Genomic DNA, 24,418 nt, shown 5'->3' with positions numbered 1-24,418 from the left:
GATCACGACCCTACCGACGTGGCCTGCTCCCACACCCGTTCGAAACTCTCGACATACGTGGTGACCATGTCTCCACCTAACACCTTCCGCAGATGCAGGACCGGGGCGTTGCCGGCGGGCACTCCATACACATGTGTGTTGACGAGAAGCTGGTCGTCGCCGCGGTAGATGGAGTTGTACAGCACCGTGCGATGGAGCCGGATCTCCACCCCGTCCAGGCCGCGGATGGGCCGGTAGAGGACGAGGACGTTGCGGATCTTGGCGGCCATGCCGTCGTCGATGCCCTCGTCCGCGCCGCGCTGAGCGACTTCGGGACTGCCGGGGTCGCCGAGCAGGATGCGCACCCTCACTCCGGCGGCGGCCTTCTCGCCCAGCATGCGCACGATGCCGGCGTCGTCGGCGAGGAACAGGCCGCTGTAGACCAGGATGCCGATCTCGTCCTGGGCCTGGGCGAACAGACGTCCCCAGGCGTCGCGGGGGACGGCCCAGCGGTGCGGGTAGACGGTGACGATCTCACTCTCGGACGCCGAGGCCACCTGCTCGCGCGTCAACGCCTCGGGCCACAGGTAACCCTCGTCCATCCCCAGATGGGTGGCGACGGCGTATCTGTGCTTCCGGTACGGTGCGCGGCCTTTGGTGATCCAGCGTTCGACGGTCTTGGGGTCCACCTCGATCGCGGTCGCCAGTTCGGCGATGCTCACCCCGCGTTCCAGAAGGGCCGCGCGTAGTCGCTCGTTGGCCATCTCACCTGCCGCGTCAGGACGTCCAGGGACGTGGCAATCGTAGACGGGACGTCTTGAACATGTCCCGTCGTGTAGTGATCTCGTCCTGCCCTTTCGCCGCACTCTCGGTGTCACAACGCACCACCACCTGCGACGAAAGGAGAAACACCGATGACAGACACCACGATCACCCCTCCGGAGGAGGCGCCCGGCTGCGAGTGCGGGGCGCTGCTGGAGGAGGGACAGACCCGCTGCTCCAAGTGCATCGCTCGTGACAGGTGGGCACGCCGTCAGCTCGCCCGCCGCAGGGCCGCCCGGCGTCGCGCCATCATCCGTCGTCCCCCGCGTGGCCCGCTCGGTGCCGCCACCCTGGGGGTGATCTGGTCGTGAGCGCGCTGCCTCTGATCATCGCCCTGGCCCTGACCGCGGTTGTGACCGTCGGCTATGTGGCGGTCCTGGTCGGCATCCGGCGGGAGGACAAGGCCATGCGTGGCGGGGTCGCCTCCGGGGACGCGTCCGCGCGGCTCGCTCGACACGTCACCGGCTTAAAGGTTCGGAACGGGGGTCCTAACTCTCGGATCGCTGAGACAAGGTTGCTTCGACCCGTGCCAGGCGTTCTGACAGGTCCTGTACGGCGGTGCGTAGCGCGATGACCTCGCTTGCCAAGTCGCCCGCCGGCCCCGGGGCGGTGTCCGGGACGTCTTCCCGGACGAACACGCCCTTGCCCTGCTGGCCGATCACCAGGCCCTCGGTTCGCAAGATCCCGACCGCGAGTTTGACGACGCTGAGTGAGGCGTCGTACCGGGCGGCGAGCTGGGTGGTCGACGGCAACGGGGAGCCGGGCGGCAGAGATCCGCCGCGGATCTGCTCGCGCAGATCGTCGGCGATCTGGAGGTAACCGGGCCGTCCCGTCTTCTTGACCATCCCTCTCCTGTCCTGGACCCAAGTCTCATCTCAGCACAGGAACACGACCAAGCCAACCGAGAGAACATTGACAACCGGGCCAACCTAGTTAACTATGTTGGCATCGAGCTAAGGAGGTCCAACACATGCGCACGATTCCGATCCCGGTCGACGTGACCAAGCTGCAGTTCGTCTGTGTCCGCGCGCCCCGTCCGCGCGTCCTCAACCAGGACACCGGCGAGATCAAGACCGACAAGAACGGCAACACCGTCTACGAGATCGTCCTGTCGGTGGAAGACGAGTTCGGCCGGATCGAACTCGTCAAGGTCGGCACCTCCGGCGAACCACAGATCACTGCCGGGCAGGACGTCACCCCGGTCGGCCTGGTCGGCTACGTCTGGGAGATGTCCCGGGGCGGCGAGGCCCGCTGGGGCATCAGCTACCGGGCCAGCTCCATCATCCCGGCGGGCGTGACCGCCCATGCGTGACGCCCTGCTGACACTGCTCGCGGGCCTGGCCGCTACGGCGGCCGGCCTGTGGGCCTGGCACCGCTACCACTTCCGCTCCTTCTGGCTGATCGTCGGCTTCCCTCTCGTCGCCCTCGCTGTCCGGGCGACTTGGCGCAAGGTCGCCCTCGGCTGCGGGCTGACCAAGAAGCGGCAACGCTGGTGGTTCACCACCGTCCCCGGCGCGATCGCCTCCACCGGGCTCGTGAAGGTACGGCGGCGTTTCCAGCGGGTCGCGGTCGACACCAAACCGTTCATGTGGCTGCCACTGCCGACCCGGCACGGCTGGCGCGTCACCGTCCACACCCTCGAAGGGCAGATCCCCGCCGACTACGCCCAGGCTGCCGAACGGCTCGCCCACTCCTGGGGCGTCCACGCCGTACGCGTCTCCTCACCGCGGCCCGGTCGGGTCGTCTTGGCCGCCACGGTGCGGGACCCGCTCGTCCGGCTCGACCACTTCCCAGCCTCGGGTGACCTCCTCATCGTCCATGTCGGGCGGCTGGAAACCGGCGGGCTGTGGACAATCGACTTCCGGACCGTCCCGCACTGGATCAACGCGGGAGCCACCCAATCCGGTAAGTCCAACCTCGCCAACGCCCTGCTCGTGGGGCTGGCCCCGCAACCGGTCGCCCTGGTCGGCATCGACCTCAAAGGCGGTGTCGAGTTCACCCCGTACGCGCCCCGGCTGTCGGCCCTGGCGACCACGCGGGCCGAGAGCGTAGGCCTGCTGGATGACCTGATGGCCGTGATGGTTGACCGGATGGGGCTGTGCCGTACGGCCGGCGCCCGCAACATCTGGCAACTCCCGCCCGGCGTGCGGCCGATTCCGGTGGTGGTGCTGGTCGATGAGCTGGCCGAGCTGTATCTGATGGCCGACAAGTCCGAGAAAGACGAGATCGCCCATACCTCAACTGCGCTGCTGCGCATCGCACAACTCGGGCGGGCGTTCGGCATCTACCTGTTCCTGTCCGGCCAGCGGATCGGCTCCGACCTCGGCCCCGGCGTCACCGCGCTTCGCGCCCAGTGCTCGGGGCGGATCTGCCACCGGGTCAACGACCCGGAAACCGCGACCATGACGCTCGGCGACCTCGATGCCGCCGCGCTGGTGTCCGCCCGCGCCATACCCGCCGAGACCCCCGGCGTCGCGATCGTCGCCCATCAGGACGGTCAGTGGTACCGCGCCCGCTCCTTCTACGTCTCCGAGCAGACCGCAGAACACACCGCCCGGCACTGGTCCCGGCTCACTCCCACGTGGGCCGAGATCGCTCAGCCCGGCCGCGTCACCGGCCTCGATGAGGCCGCGCTCTCCGAGTTGTTGTCCGCCTGATCACGAAAGGGGGTAACGATGCGACGCCTCGCCTCATGGCTGCTCGACACCGGGCCGGTTCTCGTCCTGGCCGCCATCGCGGGTGCCGGATCGTTCACCCACATCCGCGACACCGCCACCGACCACGGACAGACCGGCTGGATGTCGTGGGCCGTGGCCGTCTGCGTCGACCTCACCTGTGTCATGGCCGCCCGGGAACGGCAGCGGGACAAGAAGACCGGCCGCCAACGGACCGGCCTCGTGTCCTGGCCGACGCTGGTTCTGGCCGGTGGAATCGTGTTGTCCCTGGCCGCCAACCTGCACCAGGCCGAACCGACCGTATGGGGCTGGCTGACCGCCGCCACGCCCGCGGGTGCGTTCCTCATCGCCGTCTCGATGCTCGAACGCCGCTCCGCCACCCCTCGTCCCGAACCGTCCGCGCCCGTCCTGACCGTCGAGACCGTCCCGTCCTCGCCGTCCCCGGCCCCGGCGCTCGTCCCCGCCGTACAGGACGGGCAGGACGGCGAGGCAGGACCGTCCCCGGCGCTGGTGGCCTACGCCCGCCGCGTGGCTGACGAACACCAGGTCAAGCACGGCAAGCCGATCACCCGCGACCTGCTGCGCGCCCGCCTGGGCGTGTCCAACCAGCTCGCCTCCGACCTGCTGCGCACCCTACGCACCGCATCCGAATCCATCGCATGAGAGGAGATCACCACATGACCAACGACGACCACCGTTCCGCGCTCATCGCCGGACTCCGCGCCCTGGCCGACTTCCGGGAGGCCAACCCGGCCGTCCCCGTCCCACGCTCGGTCAACGTGCTGCACTTCCCGCACCGCGCCACGGATGCCGAGATGTGCGCCGAGGTCGATCACATCGCCGAACTGCTCGGCACGTCGATTGATCCGCACGAGCGCGAATACGGCCACTACGCCGCCTCGATCTGCTTCGGCCCTGTGGAGTACCGGGCCGTGGCCATCCTCGCCGCCCGGCGCGCCCAGTACGAGGCCGACCGCAGCTACGAGGGCTGCATCCAGCCCGACCCCATCCCTGACCAGAACACGGCGCAGGCCGCCTGACACGAAAGGAGGTGACACCCATGCCCGACACCGAGCAGGCCCCGCCCACCGAGTCCACGCCGATCACGCCCCGGCGGTGGCAGTGCTGCCACTGCGGCGGAGGCGGCCTGGACTCTTACGGCGAGACCTGCCGCCACTGTGACGGGCTCGGCTTCTGCTGATCCGTCAGCGCCCCCGGCCTGGCTGTACATCCGCCAAGACGCCTGCCAGGTCGGGGGCCATCCCTCCACCCATCGAGCGAAAGGAGGTCTCCATCTTGCCCGTAACATCCGCCAACGCGCACGCCATCCGCGGTGCCATCGCCCGGCTCAACAACCCTGACTGCTCCCGCTTCGCCTCTCAGATCCGCCGTACGGGCGGCTGCCGACAGCCGATCCACCTGCGTGGCAAGGTCGAACACTGGGACAGGGCCACCGGGACCCTGCTGCACCGCTACAGCACCCGCCTAGAACCCGACGGCGTCCTGCGTGTCCCGTGCAAAACCCGCCGCGCGTCCCGCTGCCCGGCCTGCGCCGAGACCTACCGGGCTGACACCTACCACCTCATCCGCGCCGGCCTCGTCGGCGGCAAAGGCGTCCCCGCGTCGGTGACCGGGCACCCGTGCCTGTTCGTTACGCTCACCGCGCCGTCGTTCGGCCCGGTCCACACACGCCGGCAGCACAACGGGAGCATCCTGCCCTGCCACCCCCGCCGCGACGCCGCGACCTGTCCGCACGGGCGCGTTCTGTCCTGCACCGCTCGACACGGCGCAGAGGATGACTGCCTCGGCGAGCCGCTGTGTCCCGACTGCTACGACTACACGGGCTCGGTGCTGTTCAACGCGGTCGCGCCGCTGCTGTGGAAGCGCTTCGCCGACGCCCTGCGGCGGCACCTGGCCAAGCTCGGCGGCCTGACCCTGCGCGACATGCGGGACCAGCTCGTCGTGTCCTTCGCCAAGGTCGCCGAATATCAGCGGCGCGGCGTCGTCCACCTGCACGCCGTCATCCGCCTCGACGGCCCGGCCGGACCCATCTCCCCACCCCCGGCCTGGGCTACGCTCGATCTCCTCGGCCAAGCCGTACAGCACGCCGCCTCCGTGGTCATCGCCAAGATCTCTGCATTCGACAACGAGCCCGCGCGTGTCCTGCGCTGGGGTACGCAGCTCGACGTCCGCCCGATCACGATGGACGGCGAGCTGACCGACCAGGCCGTCGCTGGCTACATCGCCAAGTACGCCACCAAGGCCACCGAATGCGTCGGCACCATGGACCGGCGCATCGTCCCCGGCGAGGACCTGGCCGCTCTGCCCGTTCGGGACCATGCCCGGCGGCTTATCGCCGAATGCCTTCGCCTCGGCGCCTTCGAGGAGCTGGCCGACCTCCGGCTGACCCAGTGGGCGCACATGCTCGGCTTCCGCGGCCACTTCTCCACCCGATCCCGCCGTTACTCCACCACCCTCGGCGACATCCGCGCCGACCGTCAAAACCACGCCCGCGACGAGGACATCACCGCCGGCCGCCTTCCCCTCCTCGACGAGGACACCGTCCTCGTCGTCAGCGAATGGGAGTACGCCGGAAAGGGCTACTCCCCGGGTGACGCCCTCGTCGCCGCATTCGCCAGCGCGTCCGGGCTCCCCTCGGGCGGGGGAGGGGCCTGATGGGTGGGCGCGATGAGTTGATGCCGCTGCGGCAGGTTCTCGACGAACTGGGCGGCGTCTCCCGCCGCACCTTCTACCGCTGGCGCGAAATGGGCCGCGCCCCTGTCTGCGTGAAGCTGCCCAACGGAGATCTCTACGTCTACAGGAGCGACCTCACGGCGTGGCTGGAGTCCCTGCGGGAGGCTGCGTGAACACCAGCTATGACGTGAAGTTCTGGGAGATCCGCCGGAACAAGTCGAGTAAGACCGCCTCGTATGAGATCCGCTGGACAGTAGGCGGACGGCAGAGATCCAAAACCCGGCGCACCAAGGCTCTCGCCGAGAGCTTCCTGTCTGATCTCCGGCAGGCGGCCAAGAACGGTGAGGCGTTCGACATCGCAACGGGCCTGCCGGTGTCGATGCTCGCACCTGACCCGAAAGCCGGCCCCACCGTCCTCACCTTCGCCCAGGAGTACATGAGGCGACGGTGGAAGGCATCGGCGGCGCGAACTCGGGAAACCGACACTTACGCGCTGATAGCCCTGGTCCCCGCCTTCGCCAAGGACCTGCCTGGCAAGCCCGACGACGCGGAACTGCGGACCGTCCTTCGGGATCACGCCCTGCTTCCTGAGGACCGGCGAGGGGAGTTGCCGGGGCATCGGGCGGCGGTCCTGCGGTGGCTGGAGACCGCTTCGCTTCCGTTGGCCGACCTGCAAGAGGCAAGCGTCCTGCGGCGCGGTCTGGACGCGATCTCCGTGACGTTCAGCGGTAAGAAGGCGGCGGCGAACACCGTCCTGCGTAAGCGAGAGGTCCTCAATCACCTCCTGGAGCTCGCCGTGGAAGAGAAGGTCTTGCCCTCCAACCCGCTGCGCGAGATCAAGTGGACTCCGCCCAAGTCGACGGAAGCCGTCGACCCTCGGACAGTGGTCAACCCTCGTCAGGCGGGGGCGCTGCTCGCCGCGGTGACCTACGTTGGCCGCTCGCGGGGGCCGCGCATGATGGCCCTGTACGCCTGCATGTACTACGCCGCGCTGCGCCCTGAGGAAGCCGCGGGCCTCCGGCGGGACAACTGCCAGTTGCCCGATGAGGGCTGGGGCATGCTGACCCTGGAGAAGGCGCGGCCACAGGCGAACAAGCGCTACACCGACTCGGGGGAGGCACACGACGAGCGCGGCCTGAAGCACCGCCCCGAGCGTGACACGCGGCCGATCCCGATTCCGCCGGTCCTGGTGGCGATCCTGCGAGAGCACATCAAGCGGTACGGCGTTGCCGACGATGGCCGGCTGTTCCGCACCGCCAAGGGCCGCCCCTACACCGCCTCGGCTATCTCCCGCATCTGGCAGGAGGCGAGAGCGATCGCATTCCCGCCGGAACAGGCGGCGTCTCCTCTGGCCGCTCGACCGTACGACCTACGGCACGCGGCGGTCTCGCTCTGGCTGAGCGCGGGCGTTCCGGCAACCGAAGTTGCACAACGGGCGGGGCACAGCGTAGAGGTCCTGCAACGCGTCTACGCCAAGTGTGTGGAGGGGCAGACGCTTCAGGCAAACAACAAGATCACGAGCGCTCTGGGCGACTGATGTAGGTCGACCCTCAGATCGGCCTCGGGTTACCCGGGGCCGATCTTTTTTCGCTGAGGGTTGTGAATGTGGAGATCGGACGGGTGGTCAGCTTCGACGTGAGCCGCGTCACGTCCGAAGATGCACAATCAGATCATGACGAGTAACAACCTGAGCACCATGGCTGAGGACTGGTTTGACCAATACCTCGTCGAGCGTGGCTACACGTGGCAGGTCGAACCGGATGTCGGGCTGCTTGGACGGATCAAGAACCCCGATCGGCTCGTCTCCGCCCATGGCTTCGAGGTGGTGTGCGAGGTCAAATCCTTCAACACGCCCGGCCTCTTCGCGGACGCCGAGTTCCGGCGCTCAGAGGACGGCAACAGAGTCGCTGGGCCGAAAAGCCGCTCTATGAAGGATGCCCTGAAGCCGCTTCGTTCACAGATCAAGCAGGCCGCCGCTCAACTGAAGGCCGCCCAGAGCCTCGGGCATCCGCTCATGGTCGTTATGGCCAACCCGATGAACTGCCCGGTCCCCTCTGACGACATGTCACTTATGGCGGCTATGTACGGTGACCATGAATTGCACGGCACGTTGGACCCGGATACGGGTGAGATCGCTGAGTGGACAATGACCCTCGGTCGCAACGGCAAGCTTACGATGGATCACCCTTACGTCAGCGCGGTGGCCTGGCTCCACCACCAGGATCGTGCCGTCGCCTGGTACGGCGTCTGGATGGACGAGAACCGTGCGCAGTACGGCGACGACGTCGCGGGCTGGCTGGAAGCGATGCGCGCGGTCGAACACGAGGCCCCGACCGGCTCCGATGTGTGGCTGACGATCGTAGAAACCGTGAGCGAGTCGGCCGTGCCGCTTCCCCGCGATGTGTTCGACGGCCCACGCGATGTCCGCTACGTGCCGACGCCCGACCGCACTGGCCTGACGCTCTACCAGCACTGAACAGATCCAGCCGAGATATGCCTCGTCATCCGGGGCCGACGTGCGGGCAACATGCCTCTGGCGGCCCACTCAGAAGCCATCCCGCGAATATCCCGCGACCAGCGGCGCGCGACTGCCCACAGTGACCTATGGCTGCCTAAGATCGCTAGACGGCTTCGAGATGCCCCAGGTGAGGGGCTGTTTGGCCTGATCAAAGAGTGCCCCCGGCAGGATTCGAACCTGCGGCACCCGCTTTAGGAGAGCGGTGCTCTATCCCCTGAGCTACGGAGGCGCATGATGTGCATCAGTAAGCCTAGCGAAAGGTTGGGCCCGCTCGCGCCTTCCGCGGGGTGTCGTTTCGGAGTCTGCCGGTCATCGGCAGGCTGACCTGCGGTAAAGCGATGGCAAGTGGTCGTACGCCGGCCAGGGGAGGGCGGTTACCGTCGCTGGCCGTGACCGTAACGCGACGTGGATCCGCGCGCGGGCTGCGATCGGTGGTGCTCGTCGCGGCGCTGCTCGCGCCGGCGATCCTTGCCTCGGGCATGCTCATGGCCGACTTCGCCGGCTACGGGGAGCGGGCGCGGTCCCACTCCTCGGGCGATGCGGCCGTACGTGCGGCAGCGGCCGGGACGGCAGATGAGAAGGGCGGCGAAACCGCGGCTCCCGCCGGAACACCCGCCACGCGGATCGCCATGCCGCGGAATCCGGTGGACGGCCAGGAGGCCCCGAGGATCGACGTGGTCCCGATGGCGGGGACGGTGCGCAAACCCCTGCTGAACCCGACCCCGGTTCCCGCGCCGTCCGGTCCCGCGCGTCTCTACGAGGGGCGCGTACGGATCCTTCCGATCGCTCAACCCGTCCGTCAGGTCGTCCACGGGGACACGCCGAAGGCGAGCCGGCCGGTAGAGAAACCGGAGCCTCGTGAGGAGACGACGTTCGCGTGCGCGCCGGAGTGGCAGGACACGTGGCTGTGGGAGCTCTGCCGGGAGCGTGAGGGCCAATCCGAAGGCGGGCGATGAGCTGGAAACGCGCAAATGCGACGTGTCCGGTCGATAGTACTTATGCGAACCGAGGCTCGGGCACGCGGCGCGCTGTAGTAACGTGCGTCCCTGACCCAGGTCAAGAGTTCGCAAACGGGGGAATCGATCGTGTCATCTCCTCGATCAGCCAGGCTGATCGCGGTCGTCACGGCGATGACTTCGCTGGCCGTCTCCGCCCCGTACGGCACGGCCACGGCCGCCTTGGCCGACACCACGACCGCGAAGGCTCGTACGGAGACCGCCGGAGCAAGCGCGCCGGCCGGTGCGCTCGACAAGGAGCCCACCACGCTGACCGAGCTGCGGCGGGAGGCTCAGAAGGCGTACAAGTCCATCGAGGACGCGAACAGGCAACTGGTGGCGCGGCAGAAGAAGTTCGGCGCCGTCGAGAAGGCGCTGGCGACCAAGTTGCAGAGTCTCCAGCAGGCCACCGCTGAGCTCAACAAACTGCGCAAGCCGCTGTCCGACCTCGCCTCGTCCATGTACCAGGATCCCTCGTTCGACGGACTCAGCCCGTTCTTCAGGGCGGGAAACGGCACGGAGACGCTCCGGAGGATCGCCGACCTCGACCACATCGTCGCCGGGCGGAACAACGTGCTCGGCGACGCGGTGAAGCTGCTGGAGCGGCAGCAGCAGCTCGCGCAGGAGGCGCAGGAGCTCCGGGCGGCCAACCTCCTGCAGGAGGCGCAGCTGAGTGCGCAGGTCGCTGCGCTGCGCAAACGCTCCAGCACGCTGGTGCGGTCGCTGACCAAGGCGCTGATCAAGCTCGGTGTGAAGATCGGCAGCAAGGGGGCGGGCGGCTGCGACCCGACCAGGATCGGTCAGGCGGAGCAGTACCCGAACGGCCTGCTGCCCCAGACCATCCTGTGCCCCCTGCCGCAGGCCGGAGAGGAGCTGCGGGCGGACGCGGCGATCGCCTTCGCCGATCTCAACATCGCCTACAAGAAGCGCTTCGGCAGCTCGATGTGCATCTCCGACAGCTATCGCAATCTGAGCGAGCAGCAGTCCATCTATTATCGGCGGCCCGGTTTCGCGGCCACTCCGGGTAAGAGCAACCACGGTCTGGGGCTCGCGGTCGACCTGTGCGGCGGAGTGCAGAACTTCCGCTCCGTGCAGTTCAACTGGCTGGAGGCCAACAGCAAGCGCTATGGCTGGATACACCCCGACTGGTCGTATCACAGCCCCTTCGAGCCCTGGCACTGGGAGTACGACCCCAAGCTCGGCGCGCAGGTCTGACGACCGGTTCCCCCGAGCGGGGGAACCGGTCGCGTCAGTTCGCGTCGAGGCGGACGGCCTGGCCGATGTAGTCGCGCAGCGCGTCCTCGTTCATCCCGTCCAACGTCTTGATCTTGACGTGGCGGGTCTTCTTGCCCACGCCGTCCAGGAGGCCGTGGGGGTCGGACATCTCCGCGCCCCGCTCGAAGGCGAAGGTGAGATGGGTCTTGCTCTGGCTGATGACGGCGAGGATCTTTTTGCCGCGCCAGGCGGGCGAGCCGTACGTGAGGCACTCGACGGCCTCGGGGGCCTCCTCGGCCACCAGGGTGCGCAGGGCCGCGACGATCTCGCGGTACTTCGGGTCGAGCTTCGTCTCGACGTAGGTGTCGATCTCGCTGCTGGCCATGGTCGTGATCCCTCGCTGTCTGTTCCTCTGGGGCGGCTGTGCGCGTTCAGGGCGCCACGATATGATAAAGATCCATGACGGTCAATGATCGTGACTAAATTTGGAAGACGGTGGACCGTGCGGGTTCCTGACCTCGGCATGCTGGCCGGCCAGTTGATGCGTGCTCTTCAGGAGGAGCTGTTCGAGACCCTCGCCGAGCAGGGGCATCCCGACGTGAGCCCGCGGCACGGGACCGTGCTGGCGTTCCTTGATCCGAAGGGCGTGCGCGCGACGGACCTCGCGGCCCGGTCGGGCCAGCACAAGCAGATCGTCGGCACGATCCTCGACGAGCTCGTCAGGCTCGGCTACGTCACCCGCGAACCCGATCCCGCTGACCGCCGGGCCAAGCTCATCGTCCCCACCGAGCGCGGCATCGACGAGATCACCAAGGCGCGCGCGATCCTCGCCGCCATCGAGGAGCGGCACGAACGAACCCTCGGCGCCGGGCGCTACGCCGGGTTCAGGGAGATGCTCCAGCAGGTCACGCGGGACCAGCGGGCCTGGCGGCAGGCCGGCGCGACCACGGCCTGACAGGCGCTCATGGCCTGATCAGCCCCCTTCGCCGCCCGGACAAAGGCCCATCAACGCGGGTGGATGGTCATCGACAGCCTGCCCTGCGCCTGTGCCTGGGCCAACTGGGCCGCCTGCCCGGGGGTCGTGGCCAGCACGAGCAGCGCGCCGCCGTCCGTACGACCTGGTGGCCGGGCGATCACTCGCACCTCCTGGGCGACGGTCCGGGCCTGGAAAGGCCCGTCCTCGAAGGCCGCCAGGACGTCGATCACGTCTCCCGGCGACAGCAGGCGGGCGGCGTCGGGATCGGCCATCCTGACCGGCGTCGCGACCAGACCCGGGACCACATCCGTCGCCGCGGCCGGGCCACCGCCGGCCGAGCCGCCGGATGTCTGCCCGGCCAGGGTCTGGTGGAACAGGCCCGGGCCGAGCAGTCGCGCGTCGGTGAGGAGTTCGCCTCGGCGCAACGGACCGGCGAGCACGCGGCCCGGGACCGGGGCGCCCGGCGCGTACGCCCCGGCGGGCACCGCGTCGGGCGGGAGCCGTACGACCACGACGTCGGAGGCGGCCAGTCGGCCTCCGGGGAGGTCGCGGGCGGCGGCGAGGACCTCCACCCCGTCGGGGGTGCGGACGGCCAGCAGCACGCAGGCCACCGCCATACCGGAGAGGACGGCGGCGATCGGACGGCGACGGCGCGCCCTCAGCCGCTTCAGATCACGCATGACCACCTCGCCCGCCTTTCGCCCCTCGCCTCACGACGGAGCCCGGTGGCACCGTGGGCGCTCCACGCCGACGCCCCCTCGCGCTGTCCGTCCGCGCTGTCCGTCCGCGCTGCTTGTCTGGGTGGCGCTCCGGCGGCGGTGTCGCGACCCCGGGTCCGCAGCCGGTTCCGCGGCCGGACACCGCCGTGCGGCATGGCACGCATCGGCGTCAGGGAAGCTCGATCGGCAGCTTGATCCCGTCGAGCGCGTTGCCGCAGGGGCAGGAGCGCTCCTCCGGAAGGACCTCGACGACCTGGGCGACCAGAGTGCGCATCCGCTCCACGTTGGCGGCGAAGAAAGCGAGGACCTCTTCGTGGGTGACCCCCTCACCGGCCTCCACACCGGCGTCGTGGTCGGTCACGAGGGCGAGCGTCGTGTAGCAGAGGGCGAGTTCGCGGGCGAGCACGGCCTCGGGGTGCCCGGTCATGCCGATGATCGACCAGCCCGCCCCCGCGAACCACTTCGACTCTGCCCTGGTGGAGAACCGGGGCCCCTGGACCACGACCAGAGTGCCGCCGTCGACCGTGTCCCAGCCCGTCTCGCGCGCCGTGGCCACGGCGGCCGCCCGGCCGGAGGGGCAATAGGGGTCGGAGAACGACACGTGCACGGCCCCGCCCGCGTCGTAGTAGGTCTGCTCACGGCCCTGCGTGCGATCCACGAGCTGGTCGGGGATCACGAGGGCGCCCGGGCCGATCTCCGGGCGCAGGGACCCGACCGCACTGGGCGCGAGCACCTGGCGGACGCCGAGGGACCGCAGGGCCCACATGTTCGCCCGATAGGGAATGCGGTGGGGTGGGAAGGTGTGGCCGCGGCCGTGCCGGGGGACGAACGCGACGCTCCGCTCGCCGATGCGGCCCACGGTGATCGAGTCGCTCGGCGGGCCGTACGGCGTCGTCACGTCGATCTCTTCGGCGTCCTCCAGCAGGGAGTAGAACCCCGAGCCGCCGATGACCCCGATGTCTGCGCTATTGACCATGGGCCGACCCTAGCGAACGGCGCCGTACAGCCGCCGCGTCCCGCCGGCCCCTGTGGATAACCTCAGGCCGCGGCGGTCGAGCCGGACGAGGACGTGCTCGACGAGGAGGTGCTCGACGAAGACGAAGAGGTGCTCGACGAGCTCGTGGAGGTCGCCGGCTCCTTCTTGCCCGAGTCGCCGGACGACTTCGAGGAGGACGTCGTCGTGGTGGACGTGGTCGTCGACGAGCTCGAGGAACGGCTGTCGGTCCGGTAGAAGCCCGAGCCCTTGAACACGATGCCAACGGCGGAGAAGACCTTGCGCAGCTTGCCCTGGCAGGCCGGGCACTCCGTGAGCGGGTCGTCAGAGAACTTCTGGACGGCCTCCAGCTGCTCACCGCAAGCGGTACAGGCGTACTGGTAGGTAGGCACTCGCTCCTCCTGAGACTGGCACTCGACCGGGTCGATTGCTAATGGTAAGCAGTCAACAAGCCCAAACGCCACTCCAGCCCGGTTTATTGCCCCGCGCCGTCCCATTCGATCCCACCGAGATCCGCCCGCGCCCGAGGACACAGCGACGGCGGTCAGCCGCCGCGTTCGCCATACCAGCCGGCCAGCTTGCCGCGGCGGCTGACGGCGCGCAGGCGGCGTTCGACCGTCTCCCGCTGGGCGGCCGTGGTGACCACGAGGAGCTGGTCGCCCGCCAGCAGCCGGGTCGTCTGCGTGGGCACGAACGACTGCCCGTTCCGTACGACGAGCGTGACCATGGTGTTCGCCGGCAGCCGGAGCTCGAAGATCTCCACACCGTGCATGAGCGAGCCGGACGGGATGCGGACCTGCAGCAGATCGGCGTTCAGCTCCCCCAGCGGCGCGGCCTCCACGTCGAGGTCGCGGGCCTCGCCCTCCGCCGCCAGGCCGAGCAGCCTGGCGAGGTACGGCAGCGTGGGCCCCTGGAGGATCGTGAACACGATGACGATGATGAACACGTCGTTGAACAGGCCCTTCGCCCCCGGCAGACCGGCGGCCCAGGGGATCGCGGCCAGCACGATGGGCACCGCCCCGCGCAGCCCGGCCCACGACAGGAACACCTGCTCGCGCCACGACAGCGAACCGAGACGCAGGAGCCGTGCGATCGCCGCGGACACCAGCACGGACGCCGGTCGGGCGAGCAGGACCAGCAGCAGGCCCGCCACGAGGGCGGGGACAATCACGCCCGGCAGTTCGCTCGGGTTCGCCAGCATTCCGAGCATGACGAACAGCCCGATCTGGGCGAGCCAGGCGGCGCCCTCCGCGAAGCCGCGCGTGGCGGCGCGGTGGGGGAGCCTGGCGTTGCCCAGGATCAGCGTGGTCAGGTAGACCGCGAGGAACCCGCTGCCGTGCAGCAGGGTCGCCCCGCTGTAGGTGACGAACGCCAGCGCCAGCACCGCGATCGGGTAGAGGCCGGAGGCGGGCAGCGCGACCCGGCGCAGCGCGTACACCCCCGCGGGGCCCACCGCGAGACCGACGGCCGCGCCGATGACCAGTTCGACGGCGGTGTCCAGAAGGATGTGCGGCAGCGAGAGCGGCAGCGTCGAGCCGGCGCTCAGCATGATCACGAGGATGACGGTCGGGGCGTCGTTGAAGCCCGACTCGGCCTCCAGGATTCCCGCGAGCCGGGGAGGCAGCGGCAGCCGTCTCAGCACGGAGAACACGGCCGCCGCGTCGGTCGACGCCAGGAACGCGCCGAGCAGCAGCGCCATCCGCCACTCCATGCCGAGCAGGACGGCGACACCTGCCGCGAGCACGACGACGCTGACCGCGATACCGGCCGTGGCGAGCACGAGCGCCGTCGGCACGGCGTCGCGTACGTGGCTCCAGTTGGTGGTGAGACCGCCTTCGGCCAGGATCACGGCGAGCGCGACCATGCCGAGCTGCTGGGCCGTCTGGGCGTTGTCGAAGTGGATGCCGATGATGCCGCCCTCGCCGAGCAGCAGCCCGAGGCCGAGATAGAGGAGCAGCGTGGGAAGGCCGGTGCGGTGCGCGATCCGGACGGACGCGATGGCCGCGATGACGACGACAGCGGACAGGAGCAGCCAGACGTTCAGACCGATCCGCTCCCTTCGCCGTCCGCTATACCAATCTTGTCACATCTGTACCAAACGGGCGATTCCACTCGGGAGGGCGGCGAAGCGTACGCGCTGGTCGTGGGGCTCGGCGGGAACCCCTTCCATCAGCTCGCCCTCGTGCAGGAGCGCCACCGTCGGCACGTTCGGCCCGACGCGCGCGAGGGCCCGGTCGTAGAAGCCGCCGCCGCGGCCGAGCCGTACGCCGGTCACCCGGTCCACGGCGAGGGCCGGCGCGATCACCAGCGCGGCGGTGCGGATCGCGTCGACGCCGCGCCGGACGTCCACCGGCTCCATGATTCCGTTCGGGCCGGGCGCCAGTGAGTCGGGCCCGTCGTACACCGCCCAGTCGAGGTCGCCGTCCGGGCGCTGCACCGGAAGCATCACCGTGGCGCCGTGCTTCCACAGGGCCAGGATCAGTCCCTGCGTGGACGGCTCGGCGCCGGTGGACCAGTAGCAGGCCACCAGCCCGGCCATCTGCACCCACGGCTGGTCGAGGAGTAACTCCCTGATGGCCGCCGACGACTCGCGCAGCGTCCCGGGATCGAGCTCCGACCGGCCGCGCAGGATACGCCGACGCAGGTTCATCTTGTCCAAAGACTGCTCCGTTAGTGTCTACTCATGGCTGACTTCGATCCCGTGACCAAAGCCGTCGTGCCCGCCGCGGGTCTCGGCACCCGCTTCCTTCCCGCGACGAAGGCGACCCCCAAGGAGATGCTGCCCATCGTCGACAAGCCGGCCATCCAGTACGTGGTGGAGGAGGCCGTCTCCGCCGGGCTGCTCGATGTCCTCATGGTGACCGGCCGCAACAAGCGCTCGATCGAGGACCACTTCGACGTAGCGTACGAGTTGGAGGACGCTCTTCGCGCCAAGGGCGACGAGGAACGCCTCAACCAGGTGAAGGAGCCCGTCGACCTCGCCACCATGCACTACGTGCGGCAGGGGGAGCCCAAGGGTCTCGGCCACGCCGTCCTGTGCGCCAAGCAGCACGTCGGCCACGAGCCGTTCGCCTGCCTGCTCGGCGACGACATCATCGATCCCCGCGATGCGCTGCTCAAGCGCATGATCGAGGTGCGCGCAACCTACGGCGGCAGCGTCATCGCGCTGATGGAGGTGCCGCGCGAGCACGTCTCCCTGTACGGCGCCGCCGCCATCGAGCCGACCGACGAGGACGACGTCGTCCGCGTCACCGACCTCGTGGAGAAGCCCCCGGCCGACGAGGCGCCCTCGAACTGGGCCGTCATCGGCCGTTATGTGATCGACCCCGCCGTGTTCGGCGTGCTGGAACGCACCCCGCCCGGGCGCGGCGGCGAGATCCAGCTCACCGACGCCCTGCGCACCCTGGCCGCGTCGGGCCCGGAGGAGGGCGGTCCGGTGCACGGCGTGCTGTTCCGCGGCCGTCGCTACGACACCGGCAACAAGCTGGAGTATCTGCAGACCGTGGTGCAGTTCGCCGCGAACCGGGACGACCTCGCCCCCGAGTTCCTGCCGTGGCTGCGGGAGTTCCTGGACAAGACCGGACAGTGAGCCGATGAAGCCCGTCGACCGCCATCTCGCCGACATCCTCGCGACGGTGCGACCGCTCGCACCGCTCGAGGTCGAGATCGAGTCCGCCCTCGGCGCCGTGCTGGCCGAGGACGTCGCCTCGCCCGTCCCGCTGCCGCCGTTCGACAACTCGGCGATGGACGGCTACGCCGTGCGGGCCGCGGACGTGGCCGCGGTGCCCGTCACGCTGCCCGTGATCGGGGACGTGGCGGCGGGGGACGACGGGCTGAACGCCCTCGGCCCCGGCCTCGTCACCCGCATCATGACCGGGGCGCCCCTGCCCGCGGGCGCCGACGCCGTCGTTCCCGTGGAGTGGACCGACGGCGGCACCGCCCGCGTACGGATCGACAGGCCCGCCCCGCCCGGCAACGCGATCAGGCGGGCGGGTGAGGACGTGCGGGCGGGCGACGTGGTGCTCCGCGAGGGCACCAGGATCGGGCCCGCCCAGATCGGCATCCTCGCCGGGGTGGGCCGGCGCCGGGTGCTGGTGCGGCCCCGGCCGAGGGTGGTCGTGCTGTCCACGGGTGCCGAGCTCAGCGAGCCCGGCACCCCGCTGGGCGCGGGCCACATCTGGGAGTCCAACAGCTTCATGCTCGTCGCGGCCGTACGCGAGGCCGGGGCGGAGGGGTTCCGGGCCGGTTCGGTGACCGACGACCCCAAGGAGTTCATGGACACGCTGGACGCCCAGCTCCTGCGGGCCGACGCCGTGATCACCAGCGGCGGCGTCTCCATGGGGGCGTACGAGCCGGTCAAGGAGGCCCTGTCGCCGCTGGGGACGGTGACCTTCGAGAAGGTCGCCATGCAGCCGGGCATGCCGCAGGGCTTCGGCGTCGTGGGGCCCGACCGTGTGCCGATCTTCACGCTGCCGGGTAACCCGGTCTCGTCGTTCGTGTCGTTCGTGCTCTTCGTCAAGCCGGCCCTGCGGGCGATGCAGGGACTCCCGGCCGGGCCGCCCGCGACCGTGCGCGCGACCGTCACCGGGCCGGTGCGGTCCCCGGCCGGCAAGCGGTCGTACCTGCGGGCCGTGCTGAGCAGAGACACCGAGGGGACGGGAGAAACCGTCGCGCCGGTGACCGGGCAGGGCTCGCACCAGCTCGCGGCGCTGGCCGCAGCGAACGCGCTGATCGTGGTGCCGGAGGACGAGACCTCGCTGCCCGAGGGCGCCGAGGTGGAGGTGATACCGCTATGAAGCTGACTCACGTGGACGAGTCGGGCGCCGCTCGGATGGTGGACGTCTCGGAGAAGGACGTGAGCGCGCGTGCCTCCGTCGCGACCGGGCGGGTGCTGCTGTCGTCCGAGGCGGTGGCCGTGCTGCGCGCGGGAGACGTGCCCAAGGGCGACGCGCTCGGCGTGGCGCGGATCGCCGGGATCATGGGCGCCAAGCGCACCCCGGACCTCGTGCCGCTGTGCCACCCGATCGCCCTGACCGGCGTGAAGGTCGAGCTGGCCGTCGTGGACGAGGGGGTGGAGATCACCGCCCGGGTCCGTACGGCCGACAGGACGGGCGTCGAGATGGAGGCGCTCACGGCCGTCACCGTCGCGGCGCTCGCGCTGGTGGACATGGTCAAGGCGGTCGACCCGGCGGCGGTGATCAGCGATGTCCGGGTCGAGGAGAAGACGGGCGGCAAGACGGGCCACTGGACCCGGTCCGGACAGGAGTAAGGCGTGCGCGCTTTGGTGGTGACGGTGTCCAACAGGGCGTCCGCGGGCGTCTACGAGGACCGCTCCGGGCCGCTGCTGGCCTCCCTCCTCAAGGAGGCGGGCTGCGATCAGGTGGACGGGCCCCGCGTGGTCCCCGACGGGGACGCCGTCGAGGCCGCGCTGCGCGAGGGCGTCGCCGCGGGCTACGACGTGATCGTCACCACGGGCGGCACCGGGGTCACCCCTCTCGACCTCACCCCGGAGATGACCCGCCGGGTGCTCGACCGGGAGATCCCCGGCATCGCCGAGGCCGTACGGCAGGTCAACCGGGAGAAGGTGCCGACGTCGATCCTGTCCCGCGGTCTCGCCGGGCAGGCGGGCACGACGCTGGTGGTCAACCTGCCGGGGTCCTCCGGCGGCGTACGGGACGGCATGGCCGTGCTGACCCCGATCCTGGCCCACGTCGTCGACCAGATCCACGGCGGCGACCATGCCCGCTGAGGAGTCCGCCGAGCCCGGGGCGCGTCCCGCGTGGCGCGTTGACCGTGTTCCGGTGGATGATTGACGAATGGATCGACTTCGCGGCTGGCCGGCATCCATGGCCGAGGGGCCCGTCGGGCTGCGGCCGCTGCGCCTGCGTGACGTCCGGGACTGGCGCGACACCCGGCTGCGCAACGCCGAATGGCTCCGCCCCTGGGAACCGAGCAACCCCGAGACCCCGCTGTTCCGCACCGGCCTCGGGCCGTACGTCTCGATGGTCGGCACGCTGCGCCGCGAGGCCCGCCAGGGGATGGCCATGCCCTGGGTGGTCACGTACGAGGGGCGGTTCGCCGGGCAGCTCACCGTGGGGGCGATCGTGTGGGGGTCGGCCCGCTCCGCGCAGGTGGGCTACTGGGTCGACGGCGCGCTCGCCGGGCGGGGCATCATCCCGACCGCGCTCGCCATGGCGGTGGACCACTGCTTCTTCACGACCGGTTTACACCGCCTTGAGGCCAACATCCGGCCGGAGAACCAGGCCAGCCGCAGGGTCGTGGAGAAGCTCGGGTTCCGGGAGGAGGGCATCCGCCGGCGTCAGCTGCACATCGACGGCGCATGGCGCGACCACATCTGCTACGCGCTGACCGTCGAGGACGTGCCGCGCGGACTACTCGTCCAGTGGCGCCGCACCATGAACTCGGCCGCCCGCCGCAGCGAGTCCAGCCCGGGGTAGGAGACGGCGCACGACCGGCTGCAATCGAAGGACAAGCCGATCACTAGCGGGCGCTGTGATGCTCGGTGGCGGTAGACCGAAACCGCGTCACTGGAGGCATCCCATTGCGGAAGCGGACCCCGTCCCTCGCCCCCCGGCCGCCGCTGGCCCACCGGTAGCGGGTCCTCACGGCGGACGACGGGCGTGGCCTGTGGGAATGCGCGCTCGCACGGGATCGAATTACATGAAGAGCTTTGACGATCTCGCGACACACCGGACTGAATGCTCGTCATTCAGTGACACACAGTCCTACGGTGCGTGACGTGAACACCTCTCCGCCGACACAGGGCCACGGATGTGTTCACCATGCCCTCAGGCACGCCCGTACGGCGGTCCGGAGGTGGCCGCATGGGTAGTGCCCTGCTCTACCTCGCCATCGTCGTCATGTGGCTCAGCGTCCTGCTGCCCATGTGGCTGCGCCGGGACCGGCACACCGACGACGAGCTGTTCGAGGAGCAGGCGGAGGCGTCCACGCTGTCCGAGCCGCCCGCCGCCGACTTCACCGAGGCTCCGGAGGTCTCGGCGGACGACTCCGCCGACGCCGACGCAGACGCGGACGCCGATGCGGACGCGGGCGACGCCGACACCGTCGTCGCCCCGCCGGCCGCGTCATCGGGCTCCGCCGGTCCCGCCGCGTCTTCCGTCGCGGAGCCGGGCGCCGAGGCCGTCACGGCGGACCGGATCGCGGCGGAGCGGCACGCCCGGGCCCGCCGCGTCGCCGCGCACCGCCGCGCCCGGATCCTCGCCCGCCGCCGGCGTCGGCTCCTGTGGAGCATCCTGCTCGTGCTCGCCTCCGTGGTCACCGCGGCCGTACGCGTGATGCCCTGGTGGGCCGTCGCGCCCTCGGGCGCGCTCCTCCTCGGCTACCTCGCCGTGCTGCGCGTGGCCGTGCGCGCGGACAGGGAGCAGCGGGAGAAGGCCGCCCTGGCGCGGGCCGAGCACCTGCGCCGCCGGCGGGAGCACCGCCGCGCCCTGGCCGCGGCGGTCCACGAGGCGGAGATCATCAAGTTCGAGGCGCGCAAGCGCGTCCAGGTCTTCGACCAGTACGCCGACGGACGCCGCGCGGCCGGAGACTGATTCGGTGGCGCGAACACCCCGCAGAGTTTGCTAATCTAGTCGAGGTCGTTGGGGCTATAGCGCAGTCCGGTAGCGCACTTCGTTCGCATCGAAGGGGTCTGGGGTTCAAATCCCCATAGCTCCACCACGACGAAGGCCCGTCAGGTGATCCACCTGGCGGGCCTTTTCGCTGCCCGGGGCCGTACCGCCACGTCCGGGGCCGTTCGCCGTCGAGGCCGATCGGTACGGCTACCGCCTCGTTCCCGCTGCCGGCAGTCAGCGAAAAGTCAACGGCCGGGCGGGTCGCGCCGTCATGCGGTGTTGCGGTTCAACGATCGGGGGCTGCAACGATCGAACCCGTGGTGTTCGGCATCGCGGTGAGCGCGGCCCTCGGTTGGCGCTGTCGTGGCCGGCCGGATCGATCAACCGTTCGTGGCGGCGGATTCGCCTCCGAGCTGCCACATTTCGTAGTTGCCGCATTCCGCTGTGATCTCGGCGGTCGCCCGAGCCGCGGCGACGAAGTCGTCGACCAGAGGCGAGGTGCGTGCCGCCGGAACGGCGAGGCACACCTGTTCGGGGGACAGGTCCGGGATGGGCACGTAGCTGACGTCCGGATGGGAGTAGAACACGGTCGCTGAACGGGCCAGAAACGAGATACCGCGGCCGGCTGCGACGTGCTCGAGCGTCTCGTCCACCCCGCGCACCTGGTATCCGGCGTTCGGGTGCGGGCGCCTCGTGGGCTGCGTGCTCGGGTCGGCGTTCCAGACCAGCGGTTCGCCGGCCAGGTCGGCCTCGGTGATCTGTTCCTTGCCGGCCAACCAGTGGTCGGCGGGCAGCACCGCCACCCGCGGCTCGGTGTACAGCGGGGTGACGCGCAGGCCCGCCTCGTCGATCGGCAGCCGTACATAGCCCACGTCGATGCGGCCGTCGAGCAGCATCGCGGCCTGTTCATCCCCCTCGATGCGCTGTACGTCGACGATCACATCCGGATGCCGGGTCTCGAACGCCCGTACCGCTGGTGTGACGGCGACACCGACCCGGAAACCAACCGTCAGCCGCCGGATGCCACGCGCAGCAACGCTCACCCGGCGGCGGACCCCCTGCGCGGCGGCCAGTAGCGGGCCGGCGTCGTCCAGCAACTGCTGGCCCGCGTCGGTCAGCGTCACGCCGTGGCTGTCCCTGACGAACAGAGGGGCGCCGAGGTCATGCTCGAGCGCGCGGATCTGGCGGCTGAGGGCCGGCTGCGCGATGTGCAGGTCGTCGGCGGCGCGGCCGAAGTGCAACCTCTCAGCGACCGCGACGAAGTAGCGCAGCTTGCGTAAATCCAGATCCATCACGCCCCCCGTCTGGTGATGCCTTCAGGTTATCGCCACGGCCACAAGAGGTCTTGGACACCGAGATCGGCTGGTGGCACGTTCGGGTCGAGCGCCGAACAGCGCGCTTCCCGAGGCGTCGATGACTTGTTCGTCGACGACCTTCGCAGCTTCAGAAAGGCATGACTCATGAGCGGCATCAGCATTGTCGGCGTGGGCGGCATGGCCCGCGCCCTGGGCGCCCGCGTGGTCGCGGGCGGCAACGACGTCGAAATCATCGGCCGCGACATCTCCAAGGCCAAGGAGATGGCCGCGGCGCTCGGCGGCGGCGCTACGGCCGTGACGTTCGGCACCGCCCCAGCCGGCGACATCGTCATCCTCGCGGTCCCGAACGCCAGTGCCGTGCCCGTGGTCACCCAGTACGGTGACGCGCTGGCCGGCAAGGTCATCATCGACCTCACGAACCCGGTCAACGCCGACGCCACCGGGCTGGTCACCGCTGACGGCGCGTCCGCCGCACAGGCGATCGCCGACGCCGCCCCGGCGAGCGCACACGTCGTGAAGGCGTTCAACACCGTCTTCGGGCACACGCTGGTTCCGGGCCGCTCGCTGGACGTGTTGTTCGCCGGCGACGACGCTCAAGCCAAGGCAACCGTCTCGGCGTTCATCGAAAGCCTGGGGTTGCGCCCGCTGGATGCCGGAGGCCTGGAGATGGCGCACTGGCTGGAAGGGCTGGGCCTGCTGATGATCAGCCTCGCCCGAAACGGTGTCGGGACCTTCGACTTCACCCTCGGCATCAGCACTCTCCGCTGAACCGATCACACCCACACTTCTTCACCCACGGAGAGCCATATCATGCGCGTTTTTGTTACCGGTGGAACCGGCCACTCCGGTTCCCACATTGTCCCCGAGCTCGTCGCCGCCGGTCACGAGGTCACCGGCCTGGCCCGGTCGGACGGGGCGGCAGCGGCGCTGTCCGCGCTCGGCGCCAAGGTGCGTCGAGGCGACCTCGAGGATCTCACCGGGCTCCGGGAGACGGCCGCGGAGTTCGACGGCGTCATCCATGTCGCGCATCGACAGGACCTGCTCTTCTCCGGTGGAATCGATGCCGTGGCCGCCGCGGAGGTCCCCATCATGCTCGCCTACGGCGAGGCGCTGGAGGGAACCGGAAAACCGCTGGTTGTGGCCGGCAGCATCGGCTCGCCCGGGCAGCAGGACCTGGGCCGGCCGGCCACCGAGGAGGACCCGGCCCTGCCCGTCCGCGACGAGCACAAAGGCACTCTGCATGCTCGTAATGTCGTGGAGTCGGCCGTGATCGGGCTCGCTGAACGAGGAGTGCGGTCGTCGGTCGTGCGGATCGCGAACATCGCGCACAGCACCACAGACAGTCGGGGTTTCCTCGTACAGCTGATCGCTCTGGCGAAGGAGAGAGGTTTCGCCGGCTACCCCGGGGACGGCGCGAACCTGTGGAACGCCGTGCACATCCGTGATGCCGCCTCTTTGTTCCGGTTGGCACTGGAGAAGGGGCCGGCGGGCCGGTATTGGCACGCGGTAGCGGATGAGGGCATCGCGTTCCGGAAAATCTCCGAGGCGATCGGCAGCCGCCTGGGCCTGCCTGCCCTGAGTATTCCCATGGACGAACTGGTGTTGCCGGGATACTTCGGGTTCCTCGCCAACATCGTCACGCGCAGCTACCCGGCGTCCAACGCCATCACCCGTCAGATCCTCGGGTGGGAACCGGTTCAGCCGCGACTGCTTGACGACCTGGACAACGGCCATTACTTCCCCGCCGGCTGACGGCAGGGTCTCGGATCGAAAGAGGCTGAGATCGTGACCACTGTGGGCTTCCTGGGAACCATCCGAGCGGCGTTGGCCTCGGCGAGGCGGTAATCGCAGGCGGCGTGAACCGGTTGACCTGGCCGACCAGGAGAACCAGACCCCGGCGAAACGCACTCGGTGAGTGTT

General features: G+C 69.7%; 30 protein-coding genes and 2 tRNA genes. 22 read left to right on the top strand and 10 right to left on the bottom strand.

Features of this window, described 5'->3' with window-relative positions:
• Window positions 1–2: 2 nt before the first annotated feature.
• Window positions 3–743, bottom strand: a complete 741-nt coding sequence (locus ACIBK1_RS33680; protein ID WP_396739744.1) for an XRE family transcriptional regulator — start codon at window positions 741–743, stop codon at window positions 3–5.
• 150 nt (window positions 744–893) lie between these two features.
• On the opposite strand from ACIBK1_RS33680, the gene ACIBK1_RS33675 reads away from it, so the two are divergent.
• Window positions 894–1,112: a hypothetical protein gene (locus tag ACIBK1_RS33675; RefSeq protein ID WP_396739742.1), complete on the top strand. Its 219-nt coding sequence runs from the start codon at window positions 894–896 to the stop codon at window positions 1,110–1,112.
• 177 nt (window positions 1,113–1,289) lie between these two features.
• Here ACIBK1_RS33675 and ACIBK1_RS33670 read toward each other — a convergent pair whose 3' ends face one another.
• The gene (locus tag ACIBK1_RS33670) at window positions 1,290–1,646 is read right to left on the bottom strand and encodes a GntR family transcriptional regulator (protein WP_396739740.1); all 357 of its coding nucleotides are present in this window, start codon (window positions 1,644–1,646) and stop codon (window positions 1,290–1,292) included.
• A 125-nt stretch (window positions 1,647–1,771) separates the two neighbouring features.
• On the opposite strand from ACIBK1_RS33670, the gene ACIBK1_RS33665 reads away from it, so the two are divergent.
• From ACIBK1_RS33665 to ACIBK1_RS33625, 9 genes are all read left to right on the top strand, one after another.
• Window positions 1,772–2,113, top strand: coding sequence for an SCO3933 family regulatory protein (locus ACIBK1_RS33665; protein WP_396739738.1), 342 nt, complete (start codon window positions 1,772–1,774; stop codon window positions 2,111–2,113).
• Window positions 2,106–3,458 (top strand): FtsK/SpoIIIE domain-containing protein, encoded by a 1,353-nt coding sequence (locus ACIBK1_RS33660; RefSeq protein ID WP_396739736.1) that lies wholly within the window; start codon window positions 2,106–2,108, stop codon window positions 3,456–3,458. The genes ACIBK1_RS33665 and ACIBK1_RS33660 overlap by 8 nt, the downstream gene beginning before the upstream one ends.
• An 18-nt stretch (window positions 3,459–3,476) precedes the next feature.
• Entirely contained in the window at window positions 3,477–4,139 is a 663-nt protein-coding gene (locus ACIBK1_RS33655) for a DUF2637 domain-containing protein (RefSeq protein WP_396739734.1), read from the top strand.
• A 14-nt stretch (window positions 4,140–4,153) separates the two neighbouring features.
• A complete protein-coding gene (locus tag ACIBK1_RS33650) occupies window positions 4,154–4,516 on the top strand; it encodes a hypothetical protein (RefSeq protein WP_396739732.1) in 363 nt (120 codons plus the stop codon).
• A gap of 20 nt (window positions 4,517–4,536) precedes the next feature.
• The gene (locus ACIBK1_RS33645) at window positions 4,537–4,677 is read left to right on the top strand and encodes a hypothetical protein (protein WP_396739730.1); all 141 of its coding nucleotides are present in this window, start codon (window positions 4,537–4,539) and stop codon (window positions 4,675–4,677) included.
• A 95-nt stretch (window positions 4,678–4,772) separates the two neighbouring features.
• Window positions 4,773–6,152, top strand: coding sequence for a replication initiator (locus tag ACIBK1_RS33640; protein ID WP_396739728.1), 1,380 nt, complete (start codon window positions 4,773–4,775; stop codon window positions 6,150–6,152).
• Window positions 6,152–6,343, top strand: coding sequence for a helix-turn-helix transcriptional regulator (locus ACIBK1_RS33635; protein ID WP_396739726.1), 192 nt, complete (start codon window positions 6,152–6,154; stop codon window positions 6,341–6,343). The genes ACIBK1_RS33640 and ACIBK1_RS33635 overlap by 1 nt, the downstream gene beginning before the upstream one ends.
• On the top strand, window positions 6,340–7,707 hold the full coding sequence (locus tag ACIBK1_RS33630) for a tyrosine-type recombinase/integrase (RefSeq protein ID WP_396739724.1): 1,368 nt from the start codon (window positions 6,340–6,342) through the stop codon (window positions 7,705–7,707). Before ACIBK1_RS33635 ends, ACIBK1_RS33630 begins: the two co-directional genes overlap by 4 nt.
• A 135-nt stretch (window positions 7,708–7,842) precedes the next feature.
• Complete coding sequence (locus ACIBK1_RS33625; RefSeq protein WP_396739722.1) at window positions 7,843–8,646, top strand: hypothetical protein; 804 nt, start codon at window positions 7,843–7,845, stop codon at window positions 8,644–8,646.
• Window positions 8,647–8,844: 198 nt separating this feature from the next.
• Here ACIBK1_RS33625 and ACIBK1_RS33620 read toward each other — a convergent pair.
• Window positions 8,845–8,917 (bottom strand) — tRNA-Arg (locus tag ACIBK1_RS33620).
• A 160-nt stretch (window positions 8,918–9,077) separates the two neighbouring features.
• Between ACIBK1_RS33620 and ACIBK1_RS33615 the strand changes: the two genes are divergently transcribed.
• The gene (locus ACIBK1_RS33615; protein ID WP_396739720.1) at window positions 9,078–9,644 is read left to right on the top strand and encodes a hypothetical protein; all 567 of its coding nucleotides are present in this window, start codon (window positions 9,078–9,080) and stop codon (window positions 9,642–9,644) included.
• Window positions 9,645–9,773: 129 nt separating this feature from the next.
• A complete protein-coding gene (locus ACIBK1_RS33610) occupies window positions 9,774–10,898 on the top strand; it encodes a D-alanyl-D-alanine carboxypeptidase family protein (protein WP_396739718.1) in 1,125 nt (374 codons plus the stop codon).
• A 34-nt stretch (window positions 10,899–10,932) separates the two neighbouring features.
• On the opposite strand, the gene ACIBK1_RS33605 is transcribed toward ACIBK1_RS33610, so the two are convergent.
• Window positions 10,933–11,283, bottom strand: coding sequence for a DUF1801 domain-containing protein (locus tag ACIBK1_RS33605; RefSeq protein ID WP_036408589.1), 351 nt, complete (start codon window positions 11,281–11,283; stop codon window positions 10,933–10,935).
• A 117-nt stretch (window positions 11,284–11,400) separates the two neighbouring features.
• Here ACIBK1_RS33605 and ACIBK1_RS33600 point away from each other — a divergent pair, with 117 nt between their 5' ends.
• Window positions 11,401–11,853 carry a MarR family winged helix-turn-helix transcriptional regulator gene (locus ACIBK1_RS33600; protein ID WP_363407603.1) on the top strand — a complete coding sequence of 151 codons (453 nt, stop codon included), beginning with the start codon at window positions 11,401–11,403 and terminating at the stop codon, window positions 11,851–11,853.
• A gap of 50 nt (window positions 11,854–11,903) precedes the next feature.
• On the opposite strand, the gene ACIBK1_RS33595 is transcribed toward ACIBK1_RS33600, so the two are convergent.
• The 5 genes from ACIBK1_RS33595 to ACIBK1_RS33575 all read right to left on the bottom strand — a co-directional run bounded on the left by ACIBK1_RS33595 (window position 11,904) and on the right by ACIBK1_RS33575 (window position 16,246).
• The gene (locus ACIBK1_RS33595; RefSeq protein ID WP_396739715.1) at window positions 11,904–12,554 is read right to left on the bottom strand and encodes an SAF domain-containing protein; all 651 of its coding nucleotides are present in this window, start codon (window positions 12,552–12,554) and stop codon (window positions 11,904–11,906) included.
• Window positions 12,555–12,762: 208 nt separating this feature from the next.
• Window positions 12,763–13,569: an S-methyl-5'-thioadenosine phosphorylase gene (locus ACIBK1_RS33590; protein ID WP_396739713.1), complete on the bottom strand. Its 807-nt coding sequence runs from the start codon at window positions 13,567–13,569 to the stop codon at window positions 12,763–12,765.
• 62 nt (window positions 13,570–13,631) lie between these two features.
• Entirely contained in the window at window positions 13,632–13,979 is a 348-nt protein-coding gene (locus ACIBK1_RS33585; protein ID WP_357321663.1) for an FmdB family zinc ribbon protein, read from the bottom strand.
• 152 nt (window positions 13,980–14,131) lie between these two features.
• The gene (locus ACIBK1_RS33580; protein ID WP_449566893.1) at window positions 14,132–15,571 is read right to left on the bottom strand and encodes a potassium/proton antiporter; all 1,440 of its coding nucleotides are present in this window, start codon (window positions 15,569–15,571) and stop codon (window positions 14,132–14,134) included.
• A 99-nt stretch (window positions 15,572–15,670) separates the two neighbouring features.
• The gene (locus ACIBK1_RS33575; protein WP_051762485.1) at window positions 15,671–16,246 is read right to left on the bottom strand and encodes a 5-formyltetrahydrofolate cyclo-ligase; all 576 of its coding nucleotides are present in this window, start codon (window positions 16,244–16,246) and stop codon (window positions 15,671–15,673) included.
• A gap of 24 nt (window positions 16,247–16,270) precedes the next feature.
• On the opposite strand from ACIBK1_RS33575, the gene galU reads away from it, so the two are divergent.
• The 7 genes from galU to ACIBK1_RS33540 all read left to right on the top strand — a co-directional run bounded on the left by galU (window position 16,271) and on the right by ACIBK1_RS33540 (window position 21,288).
• On the top strand, window positions 16,271–17,176 hold the full coding sequence (gene galU, locus ACIBK1_RS33570) for a UTP--glucose-1-phosphate uridylyltransferase GalU (RefSeq protein WP_387077989.1): 906 nt from the start codon (window positions 16,271–16,273) through the stop codon (window positions 17,174–17,176).
• Between the two features lie 4 nt (window positions 17,177–17,180).
• Complete coding sequence (gene glp / locus ACIBK1_RS33565) at window positions 17,181–18,383, top strand: molybdotransferase-like divisome protein Glp (protein WP_396739710.1); 1,203 nt, start codon at window positions 17,181–17,183, stop codon at window positions 18,381–18,383.
• Entirely contained in the window at window positions 18,380–18,856 is a 477-nt protein-coding gene (gene moaC / locus ACIBK1_RS33560; RefSeq protein WP_396739708.1) for a cyclic pyranopterin monophosphate synthase MoaC, read from the top strand. Before glp ends, moaC begins: the two co-directional genes overlap by 4 nt.
• 3 nt (window positions 18,857–18,859) lie before the next feature.
• Window positions 18,860–19,336: a MogA/MoaB family molybdenum cofactor biosynthesis protein gene (locus ACIBK1_RS33555; protein WP_030511383.1), complete on the top strand. Its 477-nt coding sequence runs from the start codon at window positions 18,860–18,862 to the stop codon at window positions 19,334–19,336.
• A 67-nt stretch (window positions 19,337–19,403) separates the two neighbouring features.
• A complete protein-coding gene (locus tag ACIBK1_RS33550; RefSeq protein WP_030511384.1) occupies window positions 19,404–20,045 on the top strand; it encodes a GNAT family N-acetyltransferase in 642 nt (213 codons plus the stop codon).
• A 387-nt stretch (window positions 20,046–20,432) separates the two neighbouring features.
• Window positions 20,433–21,161, top strand: coding sequence for a divisome protein SepX/GlpR (gene sepX / locus ACIBK1_RS33545; RefSeq protein WP_396739706.1), 729 nt, complete (start codon window positions 20,433–20,435; stop codon window positions 21,159–21,161).
• 50 nt (window positions 21,162–21,211) lie between these two features.
• Window positions 21,212–21,288, top strand: a tRNA-Ala gene (locus tag ACIBK1_RS33540).
• Window positions 21,289–21,562: 274 nt separating this feature from the next.
• On the opposite strand, the gene ACIBK1_RS33535 is transcribed toward ACIBK1_RS33540, so the two are convergent.
• On the bottom strand, window positions 21,563–22,474 hold the full coding sequence (locus ACIBK1_RS33535; protein WP_396739704.1) for a LysR family transcriptional regulator: 912 nt from the start codon (window positions 22,472–22,474) through the stop codon (window positions 21,563–21,565).
• Window positions 22,475–22,642: 168 nt separating this feature from the next.
• Between ACIBK1_RS33535 and ACIBK1_RS33530 the strand changes: the two genes are divergently transcribed.
• Window positions 22,643–23,266: an NADPH-dependent F420 reductase gene (locus tag ACIBK1_RS33530; RefSeq protein WP_030511387.1), complete on the top strand. Its 624-nt coding sequence runs from the start codon at window positions 22,643–22,645 to the stop codon at window positions 23,264–23,266.
• 42 nt (window positions 23,267–23,308) lie between these two features.
• A complete protein-coding gene (locus ACIBK1_RS33525; protein ID WP_396739702.1) occupies window positions 23,309–24,250 on the top strand; it encodes an SDR family oxidoreductase in 942 nt (313 codons plus the stop codon).
• Window positions 24,251–24,418 lie beyond the last annotated feature (168 nt).

It is taken from the genome of Microbispora rosea (assembly GCF_044460045.1).
Lineage (GTDB): Bacteria > Actinomycetota > Actinomycetes > Streptosporangiales > Streptosporangiaceae > Microbispora > Microbispora rosea.
The sequence above is the reverse complement of the archived record's forward strand: the minus strand, read 5'-3'. Positions and strand labels throughout refer to the sequence as shown.

Coding starts and splice junctions, on each gene's coding strand:
- ACIBK1_RS33535 (WP_396739704.1), bottom strand. CDS start 22,474: ATGGATCTGGATTTACGCAAGCTGCGCTACTTCGTCGCGGTCGCTGAG.
- ACIBK1_RS33650 (WP_396739732.1), top strand. CDS start 4,154: ATGACCAACGACGACCACCGTTCCGCGCTCATCGCCGGACTCCGCGCC.
- ACIBK1_RS33645 (WP_396739730.1), top strand. CDS start 4,537: ATGCCCGACACCGAGCAGGCCCCGCCCACCGAGTCCACGCCGATCACG.
- ACIBK1_RS33525 (WP_396739702.1), top strand. CDS start 23,309: ATGCGCGTTTTTGTTACCGGTGGAACCGGCCACTCCGGTTCCCACATT.
- ACIBK1_RS33605 (WP_036408589.1), bottom strand. CDS start 11,283: ATGGCCAGCAGCGAGATCGACACCTACGTCGAGACGAAGCTCGACCCG.
- moaC (WP_396739708.1), top strand. CDS start 18,380: ATGAAGCTGACTCACGTGGACGAGTCGGGCGCCGCTCGGATGGTGGAC.
- ACIBK1_RS33595 (WP_396739715.1), bottom strand. CDS start 12,554: ATGCGTGATCTGAAGCGGCTGAGGGCGCGCCGTCGCCGTCCGATCGCC.
- ACIBK1_RS33670 (WP_396739740.1), bottom strand. CDS start 1,646: ATGGTCAAGAAGACGGGACGGCCCGGTTACCTCCAGATCGCCGACGAT.
- ACIBK1_RS33635 (WP_396739726.1), top strand. CDS start 6,152: ATGGGTGGGCGCGATGAGTTGATGCCGCTGCGGCAGGTTCTCGACGAA.
- ACIBK1_RS33530 (WP_030511387.1), top strand. CDS start 22,643: ATGAGCGGCATCAGCATTGTCGGCGTGGGCGGCATGGCCCGCGCCCTG.
- ACIBK1_RS33550 (WP_030511384.1), top strand. CDS start 19,404: ATGGATCGACTTCGCGGCTGGCCGGCATCCATGGCCGAGGGGCCCGTC.
- ACIBK1_RS33625 (WP_396739722.1), top strand. CDS start 7,843: ATGACGAGTAACAACCTGAGCACCATGGCTGAGGACTGGTTTGACCAA.
- ACIBK1_RS33680 (WP_396739744.1), bottom strand. CDS start 743: ATGGCCAACGAGCGACTACGCGCGGCCCTTCTGGAACGCGGGGTGAGC.
- sepX (WP_396739706.1), top strand. CDS start 20,433: ATGGGTAGTGCCCTGCTCTACCTCGCCATCGTCGTCATGTGGCTCAGC.
- ACIBK1_RS33660 (WP_396739736.1), top strand. CDS start 2,106: ATGCGTGACGCCCTGCTGACACTGCTCGCGGGCCTGGCCGCTACGGCG.
- ACIBK1_RS33675 (WP_396739742.1), top strand. CDS start 894: ATGACAGACACCACGATCACCCCTCCGGAGGAGGCGCCCGGCTGCGAG.
- ACIBK1_RS33655 (WP_396739734.1), top strand. CDS start 3,477: ATGCGACGCCTCGCCTCATGGCTGCTCGACACCGGGCCGGTTCTCGTC.
- ACIBK1_RS33590 (WP_396739713.1), bottom strand. CDS start 13,569: ATGGTCAATAGCGCAGACATCGGGGTCATCGGCGGCTCGGGGTTCTAC.
- galU (WP_387077989.1), top strand. CDS start 16,271: ATGGCTGACTTCGATCCCGTGACCAAAGCCGTCGTGCCCGCCGCGGGT.
- glp (WP_396739710.1), top strand. CDS start 17,181: ATGAAGCCCGTCGACCGCCATCTCGCCGACATCCTCGCGACGGTGCGA.
- ACIBK1_RS33665 (WP_396739738.1), top strand. CDS start 1,772: ATGCGCACGATTCCGATCCCGGTCGACGTGACCAAGCTGCAGTTCGTC.